Here is a 13,543-nt window from a genome sequence, read left to right as displayed (position 1 = left end):
GACTCAACGCTTATGAGGGGGCGGTCCAAAGGCCAGCACGTTACGGAGACCTATATGAGCGATTGGATAGCGATTGGCGCCTTGGCGGTCGTCGGCCTGCTCATCCCGATAGCGATGATGACAGTGTCGGCGTTGCTCCGTCCGAGCGTGCCTGAGACCGGTAAAAGTACCACCTACGAGTCCGGCGAGACCCCGACGGGCGGGACGCGGATCCGGTTCAACATCCAGTACTACATGGTCGCGTTGTTGTTCGTCGTGTTCGACATCGAGACCGTGTTGCTGTTCCCGTGGGCGGTCATCTACCGTCCGGCCGTCCAGGCCGGCGTGCCGATGGCTGACCTGCTGTGGCCGATGTTGGCCTTCGTCGGGATTCTCGCGGTCGGACTCGTCTGGGCGTGGCGGTCGGGGGCGATCAGCTGGGCTCGCAGTCCCCGCGCGACCAGCAGAAAAACGACGGAGGACATCAACTAATGAGCAGCGATCAACCGTTTATCACCGACGAATCGCAGGTCGTAACCGAGACCAGAGACGCCCGGATGACCGGGCAGGGAGACCGGTTCAACTCCCGGCTCCGGGAGGCGTTCGGCTCCTCGCCGTTCATCCTCACCAAGTTCGACAAGTTCCTGAACTGGTGTCGGGGCTCCTCGATGTTCATGCTGCAGTTCGGCATCGCCTGCTGCAGCATCGAGATGATGCACACCTACGCGGTGAAACACGACCTCGACCGCTTCGGGTCGGGCGTCCCCCGCGCGTCGCCGCGTCAGGCCGACGTGATGATCGTCCCCGGGACGATCGTCTCGAAGTTCGCCCCGCGGATGAAGCGCGTCTACGACCAGATGCCCGAACCGAAGTTCGTCGTCGGCATGGGTTCGTGTACCATCTCCGGCGGCCCGTTCCAGGAGGGGTATAACGTGATCAAGGGCGCCGAGGAGGTCATCCCGATCGACATCCACGTCCCCGGCTGCCCGCCCCGCCCCGAGGCGCTCGTGTACGGCGTCGTGAAGCTGCAGGAGCGCGTCGCCAACGGCGAGGCCGCGCCCGTCACCGTCAAGCCGTACGAGCTGGAGGAGTTCTCGGACCTCGAACGCGACGAACTCGTCGACAAGCTGGCCGACGAGATCGACGACGACGAGCTCGTCATGCGGTACAACTTCGCTGATTCGCCATGAGCCTCGAACGACCAGACACCGTCGACGACGGCGCCGTCAAGCAGACGCCGGACGAGCTGGAGGCGCTGCTCGGCGACCTCGTCGTCGACCGCGACGACCACCTGAACGCGCCCGGCTTCGTCATCCGCCCGGACACCGTTCAGGAGACGCTTCGGACCCTGAAAGAGCAGGCGGGGTACGATCACCTCTCCGTCGTCTCCGCACAGGAGTACGAGAACCGCTACGAGTCGATCTACCACCTGAAGAAGTACGACGACCCGACTCAGGAGGTCAGTATCGTCGTTCCCGCCGACAAGGATAATCCCGTCTCCGAGTCGGCCGAGCCCGTCTTCCGCACGGCCGACTGGCACGAGCGGGAGGCGTACGACCTGATTGGGATCGAGTACGACGACCACCCCGACCTCCGCCGGATCCTGCTGCCGGAGACCTGGCAGGGCCACCCCCTGTCGATGGACTACGACAAGGACCGGCCGCAGATCGCCACGCTGCCGGAGCACGCGAACCCGCTCGAGGACCACCACAAGGACGCTGAGTCCGACACGATGTTCCTCAACATCGGGCCGCACCACCCGGCGACCCACGGCGTGCTCCACCTGAAGACGGTCCTCGACGGCGAGCAGGTCGTCGACGTCGAGCCCGACATCGGCTACCTCCACCGCAGCGAGGAGCAGATGGCGCAGTCCGGGACGTACCGCCACCAGATCATGCCGTACCCGGACCGCTGGGACTACATCTCGGCGGGGCTGCTCAACGAGTGGGCGTACGCCCGCGCGGCCGAGGAACTCGCGGACATCGAGGTGCCCGAGTACGCGCAGGTCATCCGGACGATGGGCGCGGAGATGTGCCGGATCGCCGCGCACATGCTCGCGCTCGCCACGTTCGCGCTCGACATCAACGGCGACTTCACGGCGACGTTCATGTACGCCATCAACGACCGCGAGCGCGTCCAGAACCTCTTGGAGGATCTGACGGGCCAGCGGCTGATGTTCAACTACTTCCGGCTCGGCGGCGTCGTCTGGGACCTGCCCGAGCCCCGCGAGGAGTTCTTCTCGAACACCCGCGACTTCCTCGACCAGCTCCCGGAGTCGATCGAGGAGTACCACAACCTGATCACCTCGAACGAGGTGTTCCAGATGCGGACGATCGACACCGGGGTTCTCCCGCCGGATGTCGCGAAGAACTACGGCGCGACCGGGCCCGTCGCCCGCGGCTCGGGCGTCGACTACGACCTGCGCCGCGACGACCCGTACGGGTACTACGACGAGCTCGACTGGGACGTCATCACCGAGGAGGGGGGCGACAACTTCAGCCGCCTCCTCGTCCGGATGCGCGAGGTCGAGGAGTCCGCGAAGATCATCGAGCAGTGTGTCGACCTGCTCGAAGACTGGCCAGAAGACGAGCGGAACATTCAGGCGAACGTGCCGCGCACGCTGCGCCCGGACGACGACACGGAGATCTACCGGGCTGTCGAGGGCGCCAAGGGCGAGCTCGGCATCTACATCCGCGCGGACGGAACGGACAAGCCGGCCCGGTTCAAGATCCGGTCGCCGTGCTTCTCGAACCTCCAGACGCTGCCGGAGATGGCGAACGGGGAGTACATCCCCGACGTCATCGCCGCGCTCGGTAGCCTCGACGTCGTTCTCGGGGAGGTGGACCGCTGATGGGCACGGCGCCCGCGCAGCTGTTCCCCGAGTTCATCGTCGACACGCTCGGGCTCGACAGCGTCATCGGCGAGGTCGCGGCCTCGCTCGTCGCCGCGTTCGTCGTCGGCAACATCATCCTTGCGTTCACGGGCGTCGCGGGCCCGTGGGCGAAACGGAAGATCACGGCCGCGTTCACCGACCGGATCGCGGTCGACCGGATCGGTCCCTACGGACTGTTAATCATCCCGGCGGCCGCGGTCCAGCTCCTCGCGAAGGAGCTCATCATCCCCGAGGGCGTCGACCGCCCCTCGTGGGACATCGCGCCGATCCTCCTGCCGGCCTCGGCGCTGCTCGGCTTCTCCGTCATCCCGATGGGACAGCTCGGCCCGATCAACCTCCAGCTCGCGGACCCCGAGGTCGGGTTCGCGCTGGTGTTCGCGTTCGCGTCGATCGCGTCCGTCTCGCTGGTGATGGCCGGCTACGCGTCGAACAACAAGTACTCGCTGCTCGGCGGGCTCCGCGCGGTCGCGCAGAATCTCGCGTACGAGATCCCGCTCATCGTCACGGCGATGTCGGTCGTGATCTTCGCCGGGACGCTCCAGATGAGCGGCATCGTGGGCGCGCAGACGGAGACGCTGGTGACGATCGCCGGGGTCTCGATCCCGTCGTGGTACGCGCTCGTGAACCCGTTCGCGTTCGTGCTGTTCCTCACCGCGAACATGGCCGAGATCGGGCGGAACCCGTTCGACATCCCCGAGGCGCCGACGGAGATCGTCGGCGGGTACCAGACGGAGTACTCCTCGGCGTACTTCGTCCTCTTCTACCTCGGCGAGTTCGTCCACATCTTCCTCGGCGGGGCGATCCTCGCCGTGACGTTCCTCGGCGGCGCCTCCGGGCCGGGCCCGGAGAGCATCGGCTTCATCTGGTTCGTGGTGAAGATCTGGGGCTTCTTCCTGTTCACGCAGTGGGCCCGCGCGGCGCTGCCCCGCGTCCGTATCGACCAGCTGATCGAGATCGGCTGGAAGGGAATGCTGGTGCTGTCGTTCGCGAACCTGGTTCTCACGGCCGTAATCGTGGGGGTGATCGCGTAACATGATCGGACTCATGAAATCCATGGCGACGACGATGAAACACGCGCTGGACGGGTCGACGTTCACGGTGGAATACCCGGAGGACGCGCCCGAGGTGAGCCCGCGGTTCCGCGGGGTCCACAAGTTCAGCCAGGAGCGGTGTATCTGGTGTCGGCAGTGCGAGAACGTCTGTCCGAACGACACGATCCAGATCGTTCAGGACGACCAGCGCAACGGGGAGCAGTATAACCTCCACATCGGGCAGTGTATCTACTGCCGGCTCTGCGAGGAGGTCTGCCCCGTCGACGCCATCCTGCTGACGCAGAACTTCGAGTTCACCGCCGACACGAAAGACGACTTCGTGTTCAACAAAGAACAGCTCAAGAACGTCCCGTGGTACAAGGGAATCGACCCGCTGGAGTCCCGCAACCCCGATCGCGGCGCGTGGATCGGGGAGGGCGACGGCGAGGTCGACTACCAGTAACGGGCACGTCTCGAAATCTTCAAAGGGGTTCTCATAGGAGACAAACACAATGGTTTATGCTACCATCGCGTTCGGGCTGTTCGCCGCGGTCACGCTGGCGTTCGCCCTCGGGGTCGTCCTAGCGCGCGACGTGTTCCACGCCGCGCTGCTTCTGGGCGGAGCCCTCACGAGCGTCGCGGTGCACTACGTGATGCTGCGGGCGGAGTTCATCGCCGCCATGCAGATCCTCGTCTACGTCGGCGGGGTCCTCATCCTAGTCACGTTCGCCGTGATGCTCACGCGATCGGACACAGAAACGGAGGTGAGTAGCGCGTGAGCAACGACGAGAGCCGCGGCTCCCGGATCGCACCCGCGATCGCCGTGGGCGGGCTGTTCGCGGTGTTGGTCGCGACGGTCAGCGGGGCGACGTTCGGCTTCGGGGAGGTCGGCTTCCCGGCGGACGCCTCGATCGTCCACAACATCGGGTACGCCCTCTTCAACCTCGCCGAGTACGAGCTCGGCTCGGTGCCGTCCGAGGGGTTCCTCGCGGCCTTCCTGATCGCCGCGGTCGCGCTCGACGTCGCGGTCGACGGCGCAGTCTACCTGGCGAAGCGCGAGGAGGACGACTCCATCGTCTCCGCGCTCGGTCAGGCGTTCACCGACGGGGGTGAGCGGCGATGACCGCCGTCGCCGCCTCGATCCCGCCGTCGTGGTACCTGCTGTTGGCGTCGGCCGTGTTCTGTATCGGGCTGTTCGGCGTGTTGACGCGACGGAGCGCGCTGTACTTCCTCATGAGCGTCGAGCTCATGATGAACGCGGCCAACATCAACTTCGTCGCGTTCGCGCTGTACTACGGCGACCTCACGGGGCAGGTGTTCGCGCTGTTCGTCATCGCGCTCGCCGCCGCCGAGGTCGCCATCGGCATCGGCATCATACTCGTGTTATACCGCAACTTCGGCACGACAGACGTGACTGTTCCCGCGGAGATGAGGTGGTAAGATGGTGGACGCATTCGCATACGTTCCGGCGATCGTACTCCTCCCGTTCTTCTCGTTCCTGGTCGCGCTCGGCGCGGGCAGGTACCTCCCGAAGGGCGGCGCCTTCGGCGGCATCGCGGCGACGGCCGGCTCGTTCCTGCTGTCGATCTGGGTCGCCGCGACCGTCGCGGGCGGGCGGGCGTACAACGAGACGCTGTACTACTGGGCGAGCGAGGGCGGCGCCGGGATTGGCCCGACGGACATCGAACTCACGTTCGGCGTCCTGATCGACCCGCTGTCGGCGCTCATGCTCGTCATCGTGACGCTCGTGGCGCTCTTAGTCCACGTGTTCTCGCTCGGCTACATGAACGACGAGGGCGAGACGGGCCTGCCGCGCTACTACGCCGGGCTCGGCCTGTTCACGGCGTCGATGCTCGGCTTCGTCGTCGCCGACAACCTGCTGATGGCGTTCATGTTCTTCGAGCTGGTCGGGCTCTGCTCGTACCTGCTCATCGGCTTCCACTTCCGGGAGCCGGGCCCGCCGTCGGCCGCGAAGAAGGCGTTCCTCGTCACCCGCTTCGGGGACTACTTCTTCCTCGTCGGCGTCGTCGCGGTGTTCGCCACCTTCGGCACGGCGCAGTTCGCCGGCCCCGAGTCGTTCCCGGCGCTCGCTGACGCGGCGCTCAACGGCTCCGGCTCGGTCGCGTGGACGCCCGGCGGCCTCGACCTCGGGACGTGGCTGACGGTCGTCGGCCTGCTCGTCTTGGGCGGCGTCGTCGGCAAGTCCGCGCAGTTCCCGCTTCACACGTGGCTCCCCGACGCGATGGAGGGCCCGACGCCCGTCTCCGCGCTCATCCACGCCGCGACGATGGTCGCGGCCGGCGTCTACCTCGTCGCGCGGATGTACGGCTTCTACGTGCTGACGCCGACGACGATGGCTGTCATCGCCTTCATCGGCGGCTTCACGGCCCTGTTCGCAGCGACGATGGGCGTGGTGAAAGACGAGCTGAAGCAGGTACTCGCGTACTCCACCATCTCGCAGTACGGCTACATGATGCTCGCGCTCGGGGCGGGCGGCTACGTGGCCGCGGTCTTCCACCTCACCACCCACGCGTTCTTCAAGGCGCTGCTGTTCCTCGGCGCCGGGTCGGTCATCATCGCGATGCACCACAACGAGGACATGTGGGACATGGGCGGGCTCAAATCGCGGATGCCCGTCACCTACTACACCTTCCTCGCCGGCTCGCTCGCGCTCGCGGGCATCTTCCCGTTCGCCGGCTTCTGGTCGAAAGACGAGATCCTCTACGAGGCGCTCGTCCACGGCCTCAACGACCCGCTGCTGCTCGGGGGCTACCTGATGGGACTGCTCGCGGTGCCGGTCACCGCCTTCTACACCTTCCGGATGGTGTTCTTAACGTTCCACGGTGACCCGCGCAGCGACACCGCTCGCGACCCCGAACCCGTCGGCTGGAACGTGAAGGGGCCGCTGACGGTCCTCGGCTCGCTCGCGGTCGTCACCGGCCTCATCAACATGGTGCCGGTCCAGAAGGTACTCGGACTCGAGGGGATCGACCTCCTACACCGCTGGCTCGACAACGAGTGGGGCGGCATCGAGGGGCTCTCCTCGCACCACTACGCCGACATCGGCCCGTACAGTAGCGCGTACCTCGTCGGCGGTGAGGTCGGCACCGTCCTCGTCGGCGCGGCCGTCTCGCTCGGCCTCGCGCTGCTCGGACTCGGACTCGCCTGGCGGCTCTACAACGTGGCGTCGCCGACGGAACACACCGCCAAACTCGGCGGGGTCAAAGACGTGCTGTACAACAACTACTACCTCGACGAACTGCAGGTCTGGCTCGCGTATCGGACGGAAGACGTCGCGGGCGGCGCGAACACCTTCGACCAGGGGATCATCGACGGCGTCGTGAACGGCGTCTCGTCGGTGAGCCTGACCGGCGGCGGCCGGATCCGGAAGCTCCAGTCGGGGGTCGTCTCGCAGTACGCCGCGCTGCTCACCTTCGGACTCGTCGCGCTGTTGCTCGTGCTCGGCGCGACCGGGGGGTGGTTCCTGTGATACTCGAAGCGCTCATGGCGGCCGCGTTCGTCGGCGCGCTGACGGTGTTCCTCGCGCCCGACGAGTGGGCCGGCCGGCTGGCGTTCGCGATCAGCCTGATCCCGTTCGTCGGCAGCCTCTACCTCTGGTCCGGCTTCGAGGCCGGCGGCAACGCGCTGCTCGGCGGCGAGATCGCGTACGCCACCCAGATCGAGTGGCTCGAAGTGGGCGGCCGCAGCGTCTCGTGGTTCGTCGGGCTCGACGGGATCAGCCTCCCGCTGTTCGTGCTCACGACGTTCCTCGTGCCGCTGGCGATCCTCAGCGCGTGGACGCCCGTCGACACGCGACAGAGCCAGTTCTACGGGCTCATGCTGTTCATGGAGGCGAACCTGCTCGGCGTCTTCGCCGCGCTCGACTTCTTCCTCTGGTTCGTCTTCTGGGAGGCCGTGCTGGTCCCGATGTACTTCCTCATCGGGATCTGGGGCGGCCCGCGCCGCAAGTACGCCGCGATCAAGTTCTTCGTCTACACGAACGCGGCGTCGCTGCTGATGTTCATCGGCTTCATGAGCCTCGTGTTCGCGCTCGGCGACTCGGTGTCGTCGTTCGCGCTGCCCGAGATCGCACAGGCGATCGCCGCCGGCGACCTGAGCGCGTGGTTCGGCATCCCGCCGGACCGGATCGCGATGGTCGCGTTTCTCGCGATGTTCCTCGGGTTTGCGGTGAAGGTCCCGATCGTTCCGTTCCACACGTGGCTGCCGGACGCCCACGTTCAGGCGCCGACGCCCGCGTCGGTGCTCCTGGCCGGCGTCCTCCTGAAGATGGGGACGTACGCGCTACTTCGGTTCAACTTCACTATGCTGCCCGAACAGGCGTCGATGCTCGCGATGCCGATCGCCGCCATCGCCGTCATCAGCGTCATCTACGGCGCGATGTTGGCGCTGGCACAGAAGGACCTCAAGCGGATCGTCGCCTACTCCTCCGTCTCGTCGATGGGGTACGTCATCCTCGGACTCATCGTCTTCACCGAGTACGGGATCGGCGGCGCGACGTTCCAGATGGTCGCGCACGGCCTCATCTCGGGGCTGATGTTCATGGCGGTCGGCGTCATCTACAACGCGACCCACACCCGGATGGTCGGCGACATGGCCGGGATGGCCGACCGGATGCCGGTCACCGTCGGCATCCTCGTCGCCGGCGCCTTCGGCTACATGGGGCTGCCGCTGATGGCCGGCTTCGCCGGCGAGTTCTTCATTTTCGTCGGCTCGCTGTCCGCGCCGGCGCTCCCGTACGCGCCGGTGTTCACGGCGCTCGCGATGTTCGGTATCGTCATCGTCGCCGGCTACCTGCTGTCGGCGATGCAGAGCACGCTGTTCGGCCCGTTCGAACTTGAGACCGACTACGAGGTCGGCCCCGCGGCGTTCCACGATGTCGCCCCCCTCGCGGTGCTGCTGGTGGCGATCATCGTGCTGGGCGTCGCGCCCGACATCTTCTTCGAGATGATCCGTGACGCTGCCCTGCCGGTCGTCGAGGGGGTGACCGTCGATGGTTAACGGACTTCCCGCCGTGACGGCGCTGCTGCCGGCGCTGCTCTTAGCGTTCACCGGTCTCGCGCTGCTGTTAGTCGACACGATCCGGCCGGACGCGCGGTCGAACACGTCGATGGCGGTCGTCGGCACGGTCGGCTCGCTCGCCGCGCTGGCGGCCACCGTCTGGCTCACCGCGAGCGGCGGCGTGAGCCCGGACGGCGGCGCCGTGTTCCTGTTCGCCGACGCGATCAAGGTGGACACATTGGCGCTGTTCTTCACCGCCATCTTCGCGTCGGTGACCGCGCTGGTGCTGGTCGCGGCGCACGACTACTTCCACGACCACGCCAACCCGGCGGCGTTCTACTCGCTCGTGACGTTCGCCGCGACCGGGATGGCGCTGCTCGCGGCCGCGAACTCGCTCGCGGTCGTGTTCGTCGCCTTGGAGATGGTGTCGCTGCCGTCGTACGTGCTCGTCGCGTACCTCAAGCACAACCGCGGGAGCGTCGAGGCGGGGCTGAAGTACTTCCTCGTCGGCGCGCTCTCGTCGGCCATCTTCCTGTTCGGCATCTCGCTCGTCTACGCCGCGACCGGGTCGCTCATCCTCGCCGACATCGCGTCGGCGTCGGTCGAGGGCGTCACCGGCGTCCTCGGCGTTGGCGTCGTGATGATGATCGGCGGCGTGGCGTTCAAGACCGCCTCCGTCCCGTTCCACTTCTGGGCGCCGGAGGCGTACGAGGGCGCGCCCGCACCGGTGAGCGCGTTCCTCTCGTCGGCCTCGAAGGCCGCCGGGTTCGTCGTCGCGTTCCGCGTGTTCACCGAGGCGTTCCCGCTGGAGCTGGCGGTCTCGGCGAACATCGACTGGATGCTCGCCTTCGCGATCCTCGCGGCCGTCACGATGACGCTCGGTAACTTCGCGGCCGCGGTCCAAGAGGAGGTCAAGCGGATGCTCGCGTACTCCTCCATCGGTCACGCCGGGTACGCGCTCATCGGCGTCGCCGCGCTCACGGTCGACGGGCCCGCCAACGGCACCGTCATGGGCGCCGCGATGGCGCACCTGCTCGTCTACGGGTTCATGAACACCGGCGCGTTCCTCTTCGTCGCGATGGCGGAGCGCTGGGGCGTCGGTCGCACCTTCGAGGACTACGCCGGGCTCGCGCGGCGCGCGCCCGTCGCCTCGACGGCGATGGCCGTGTTCATGTTCTCGCTCGCCGGGCTCCCGCCGTTCGCCGGGTTCTTCTCGAAGTACTTCCTGTTCCAGGCGGCCATCGACAACGGCTTCCTGTGGCTCGCCGGCCTCGGCGCGATAAACAGCGTCGTCTCGCTGTACTACTACAGCCGGGTCGTGAAGGCGCTGTGGCTCGACGACCCCGAGTCGCCGAGCGCGCTCGACGCGATCGACGTGCGCCCGACGGCGCTGTACGCCGCGGTCGTCTTCGCGGCGGTCGCGACGGTGCTACTGCTGCCCGGCTTCGGCCCCGTCATCGAGACGGCTGAGGCGGCGGCCTCCGCGCTGTTCTGAGCGGCCGGGCTTCTTTCTCTTTCGACGCGTTCGACGCCCCAGCGACGGCTCCCGTCGCCACGGCTCCTGTCGCCACGGATCGCGACGCGCCGGCTCCCGATGCGACGCCTTCCGCTCGGCGAGCCGCGCGCCGGCGCCCACAGATACTCCTTCGTTCGGCCCTTCTGTTCGCTCGTGTCCCGGACTCGCACCTATCGGTGTCTAAGCTGTCTCGACGAGGTCGTCACGCGGGCGTTCGACACGTCGCACCTCTCGCGGACCTGCCCGACCTGCGGGTCGTTCGAGCGGTTCGCCAACCAGACGGTCGTCGACCGGTTCGAGGCGCTGGAGGCGTCGCCGCCGGCCGAACTCGACTGGGAGCGGCTGGAGCGACGGGAGAAGCTGCTCGTCGCCGAGCGGCTCGCGCGCACGGAGAAGACGCTCGCCGACTTCGACGTGACCGACGCAGCCGACGCGGTCGCAGCGGAGTGAGCGGAGGACGTTACCGCGCGTACAGCTTCCCGCCGACGAGGTCGGCGAGCCCGACGCCGTCGCCGGGCGTGACGGCCACGTACGGCTGCTCGACCGGCCCGAACACGTCGACGACGCGCCCGACCGTCGAGAGCGACTCGTCGACGACGCTCGCGCCGATACGCGGTGGGTCCGCGTCGGGGTCGCCGCGGGCGATCGCGAGCCCCCCGGCGGTCCGGACGACGGTGCCGACGCGCCGCACGGTTACTCCCGTAGCACGCCGAGGTACGCGGCGATCGCCTGAACGAGGTCGTTCTTGGCGGTGTCCTCGGTGCCCTTCACCACGACGGAGCCGCGGGGTTCGAACTCCCGGGAGTACGTTGCGTCGCGCTCGACGACCGCGTCGTAGCCGACCTGCTGGACGGCCTTCGCGATCTCGTCGACGGTCGGCGCTTCGACCGCCAGGTCCGTCGGGACGCGGCGGCCCTCCGAGCGCGACAGCTCGGCGTCGAAGTAGGCGGGGTAGACGACGTTCTCGACCATACCGGATACCTTCGCGCGCGGCGTAAGGTCGTTTCGGACCGGCGCGCGTCCGACGGCCGCTCAGCCGGTACGGAACTCGAAGCGAGCCCCGCCGTCCGCGCCGGCGAGCGCGTGGGCGGTCCAGCCGTGCGCCTCGGCGATGCGCTCGCTGATGGCGAGCCCGAGCCCCGTGCCCGACTCCTCGGTCGTGAACCCACTCTCGAACACGCGGTCGGCGTCTTCCGGGAGCCCGACCCCGTCGTCTTCGACGTAGAACCCCGGTACGGCTTCCCCGTCGTCGTCGTGGAGCGTCCCAGCTCCGACGCGGACCGAGAGCGGGTCGTCGGGTGAGTCGCGGCCGTGCTCGACGCTGTCGTCGGACCCCGTCCGACTGCTCGTGGAACCGTGTTCCACGCTGTTCCGAAAGACGTTCTCGAGCAGTTCCCGGAGCCGCGTCCGGTTCGCCTCCAGCGTCCCGTCGGCCTCGACCGTCAGGGTCGCGCCGTCCGTGTCGACGCTACTCCACGCCTCGTGGGCGATCGCCGCCAGCGAGACCGACTCCGTCTCGCCGACCGACCGCCCCTGCCTGGCCAGCGAGAGGAGGTCGGCGACGAACTCGTCCATCCGGTCGATCGCGTCCGCGGCCTTTTCGAGGTGGTCGACGTCGCCCGTCTCGCGCGCGAGGTCGACGTACCCCTCCGCGACCGACAGCGGGTTCCGGAGGTCATGGGAGACGATGGAGGCGAACTCGTCGAGCCGCTCGTTCTGCCGCCGGAGGGTCTCCTCGCGCTCGCGCCGGTCGGTGACGTCGGTGTAGATGGCGTAGCCCGCCGCGTTCGCGGCGTCGAGGTGGATCGGGATGACGTGGAGGATGAAGTGGCGCAGCCCCTCGGTCGTGGTCCGCGTCACCTCCCGGCGGACGTTCTCGCCGCGCTGTAGCCGCTCGTTGAGGTCGTCGGCCTCCGACTCGGCGTCGGCGGGGACGATATAGTCGTCGACGGACTCGCCGAGGACCTCGTCCGCGTCGTAGCCGAACGTCGCCTCGAAGGCGTCGTTCACCTGTCGGACGATCGGGTCGCCGTCGACGTAGTCGTAGGCGATGGCGGGGTCCGGGACGTTCGTGAACAGCGCGAGCAGCCGGTCCCGCTCGCCGCGGAGCGTCTCGGTGACGTCGATCCGATCGAGGGTCTCCTCGAGGTGGGAGGCGAGCAGCTCCGCGAGCCGGCGGTCGGCGCCGTCGAACTCGTCGGCGTCCGCGCCCGCCGCGAGCTGGAAGACGACGTCGTCGCCCACGGGGACGGTGAGCACCGTGTCGAACCGACTCTCGGGGTTCGGGTTCGGCGCGATGGAGGCGTCGCCGGTCTGGACGGCCCTGCCGGCCACGCCGGCCCCGACGCGGACCCGGTTACAGTCCTCGACGGGCGTCCCGCTGGAGGCGACCACGGGCTCGACCCACTCGCCGTCGCGGACCGCGACCACGCACTGGAACTCGGGAAACACCTGCTCGGCGACCGCGATGGTCGCCCGGTACGCCTCGTCGACCGACCTGACGGCGGCGAGCTCGGTCATCCCGGCGTTGAGCTGTTCGATCCGAGAGGGGGTCCGCGTCGGTTCCGACCGGACGACGGACCGTCGGTCCCGGGCGAGCAGCCACGACACCGTCTCCGAGAGCGCCTCGGGCGAGCCCGCGACCGCGTCCACGAGCGGGTCGGTCGCGATCCGACCCGTCGGGTCGTCGACCGACGCGACCACGGCGCCGACGCGCTCAACCGCCCGAACTCGGTCGAGCCCCGCCTCGTCGACGACGACGGTCACGTCGGCCCCGACGAGGTGTTCGTCGCCGACGCCGTCCGGGGCAGCGGCGTGCGTCTCGACCGCCTCGCCGTCGTCGGAGTCGCGGCGCTCGGCGCCGAGGTGGGACCCGAGTTCGACGGCGAACTCGGAGTCGTCGTCGAGCACGAGGACCGAGGCGTGCTCGCCCAACGCAGCAGTCACAATTGTACGTCTAAGGCCGCGCGGAGCGTATAAACCTTCGTACCGATCGGCGAAACGCGGCGCCGTCGTCCGTTTCCGACTGACCGGCGGCGTTCTCAATCGGCCGCGGGATCGGCCGTCGTCACTCTGTCCGAGAATGCTCCGTCGAGCCCGCCTCGC

Annotated in this window: 15 protein-coding genes; 12 read left to right on the top strand and 3 right to left on the bottom strand. The window is 68.0% G+C overall.

The window, feature by feature from the left end; genetic code table 11:
* Nucleotides 1–54: 54 nt before the first annotated feature.
* The 12 genes from ACOZ35_RS16305 (at nt 55) to ACOZ35_RS16250 (ending at nt 10,888) form a co-directional block, all read left to right on the top strand.
* Nucleotides 55–471 carry an NADH-quinone oxidoreductase subunit A gene (locus ACOZ35_RS16305; RefSeq protein WP_004596397.1) on the top strand — a complete coding sequence of 139 codons (417 nt, stop codon included), beginning with the start codon at nt 55–57 and terminating at the stop codon, nt 469–471.
* Nucleotides 471–1,169, top strand: coding sequence for an NADH-quinone oxidoreductase subunit B (locus ACOZ35_RS16300; RefSeq protein ID WP_371162772.1), 699 nt, complete (start codon nt 471–473; stop codon nt 1,167–1,169). Before ACOZ35_RS16305 ends, ACOZ35_RS16300 begins: the two co-directional genes overlap by 1 nt.
* A complete protein-coding gene (locus tag ACOZ35_RS16295) occupies nt 1,166–2,830 on the top strand; it encodes an NADH-quinone oxidoreductase subunit D (protein ID WP_424014540.1) in 1,665 nt (554 codons plus the stop codon). Before ACOZ35_RS16300 ends, ACOZ35_RS16295 begins: the two co-directional genes overlap by 4 nt.
* Nucleotides 2,830–3,903, top strand: coding sequence for a complex I subunit 1/NuoH family protein (locus ACOZ35_RS16290; protein ID WP_424014539.1), 1,074 nt, complete (start codon nt 2,830–2,832; stop codon nt 3,901–3,903). Before ACOZ35_RS16295 ends, ACOZ35_RS16290 begins: the two co-directional genes overlap by 1 nt.
* 1 nt (nt 3,904) lies before the next feature.
* On the top strand, nt 3,905–4,366 hold the full coding sequence (locus ACOZ35_RS16285) for a NuoI/complex I 23 kDa subunit family protein (RefSeq protein WP_004596401.1): 462 nt from the start codon (nt 3,905–3,907) through the stop codon (nt 4,364–4,366).
* A 49-nt stretch (nt 4,367–4,415) separates the two neighbouring features.
* Nucleotides 4,416–4,682, top strand: a complete 267-nt coding sequence (locus ACOZ35_RS16280; protein WP_008440357.1) for an NADH-quinone oxidoreductase subunit J — start codon at nt 4,416–4,418, stop codon at nt 4,680–4,682.
* Nucleotides 4,679–5,026, top strand: a complete 348-nt coding sequence (locus tag ACOZ35_RS16275) for a hypothetical protein (protein ID WP_424014538.1) — start codon at nt 4,679–4,681, stop codon at nt 5,024–5,026. The genes ACOZ35_RS16280 and ACOZ35_RS16275 overlap by 4 nt, the downstream gene beginning before the upstream one ends.
* Nucleotides 5,023–5,343 (top strand): NADH-quinone oxidoreductase subunit NuoK, encoded by a 321-nt coding sequence (nuoK, locus tag ACOZ35_RS16270; RefSeq protein WP_004596404.1) that lies wholly within the window; start codon nt 5,023–5,025, stop codon nt 5,341–5,343. The genes ACOZ35_RS16275 and nuoK overlap by 4 nt, the downstream gene beginning before the upstream one ends.
* A 1-nt stretch (nt 5,344) precedes the next feature.
* Nucleotides 5,345–7,393 (top strand): NADH-quinone oxidoreductase subunit L, encoded by a 2,049-nt coding sequence (nuoL, locus tag ACOZ35_RS16265; RefSeq protein ID WP_424014537.1) that lies wholly within the window; start codon nt 5,345–5,347, stop codon nt 7,391–7,393.
* Between the two features lie 14 nt (nt 7,394–7,407).
* Nucleotides 7,408–8,922: a complex I subunit 4 family protein gene (locus ACOZ35_RS16260; protein ID WP_424016088.1), complete on the top strand. Its 1,515-nt coding sequence runs from the start codon at nt 7,408–7,410 to the stop codon at nt 8,920–8,922.
* Nucleotides 8,915–10,417, top strand: coding sequence for an NADH-quinone oxidoreductase subunit N (locus ACOZ35_RS16255; RefSeq protein ID WP_424014536.1), 1,503 nt, complete (start codon nt 8,915–8,917; stop codon nt 10,415–10,417). The genes ACOZ35_RS16260 and ACOZ35_RS16255 overlap by 8 nt, the downstream gene beginning before the upstream one ends.
* Before the next feature lie 174 nt (nt 10,418–10,591).
* Entirely contained in the window at nt 10,592–10,888 is a 297-nt protein-coding gene (locus tag ACOZ35_RS16250) for a hypothetical protein (protein WP_424014535.1), read from the top strand.
* A gap of 10 nt (nt 10,889–10,898) precedes the next feature.
* Here ACOZ35_RS16250 and ACOZ35_RS16245 read toward each other — a convergent pair whose 3' ends face one another.
* Genes ACOZ35_RS16245 through ACOZ35_RS16235 form a run of 3 tightly spaced genes read right to left on the bottom strand, consistent with a single transcriptional unit; the run spans nt 10,899 to nt 13,384 of the window.
* Nucleotides 10,899–11,129, bottom strand: coding sequence for an H/ACA ribonucleoprotein complex subunit GAR1 (locus ACOZ35_RS16245; protein WP_424014534.1), 231 nt, complete (start codon nt 11,127–11,129; stop codon nt 10,899–10,901).
* Nucleotides 11,130–11,131: 2 nt separating this feature from the next.
* The gene (gene srp19, locus ACOZ35_RS16240) at nt 11,132–11,410 is read right to left on the bottom strand and encodes a signal recognition particle subunit SRP19 (protein ID WP_004596410.1); all 279 of its coding nucleotides are present in this window, start codon (nt 11,408–11,410) and stop codon (nt 11,132–11,134) included.
* 60 nt (nt 11,411–11,470) lie between these two features.
* Nucleotides 11,471–13,384 (bottom strand): GAF domain-containing sensor histidine kinase, encoded by a 1,914-nt coding sequence (locus ACOZ35_RS16235; RefSeq protein ID WP_424014533.1) that lies wholly within the window; start codon nt 13,382–13,384, stop codon nt 11,471–11,473.
* Nucleotides 13,385–13,543 lie beyond the last annotated feature (159 nt).

Source organism: Halorubrum xinjiangense (assembly GCF_049604745.1).
Lineage (GTDB): Archaea > Halobacteriota > Halobacteria > Halobacteriales > Haloferacaceae > Halorubrum > Halorubrum xinjiangense_A.
This window is presented reverse-complemented; position numbering and strand designations above follow the sequence as displayed.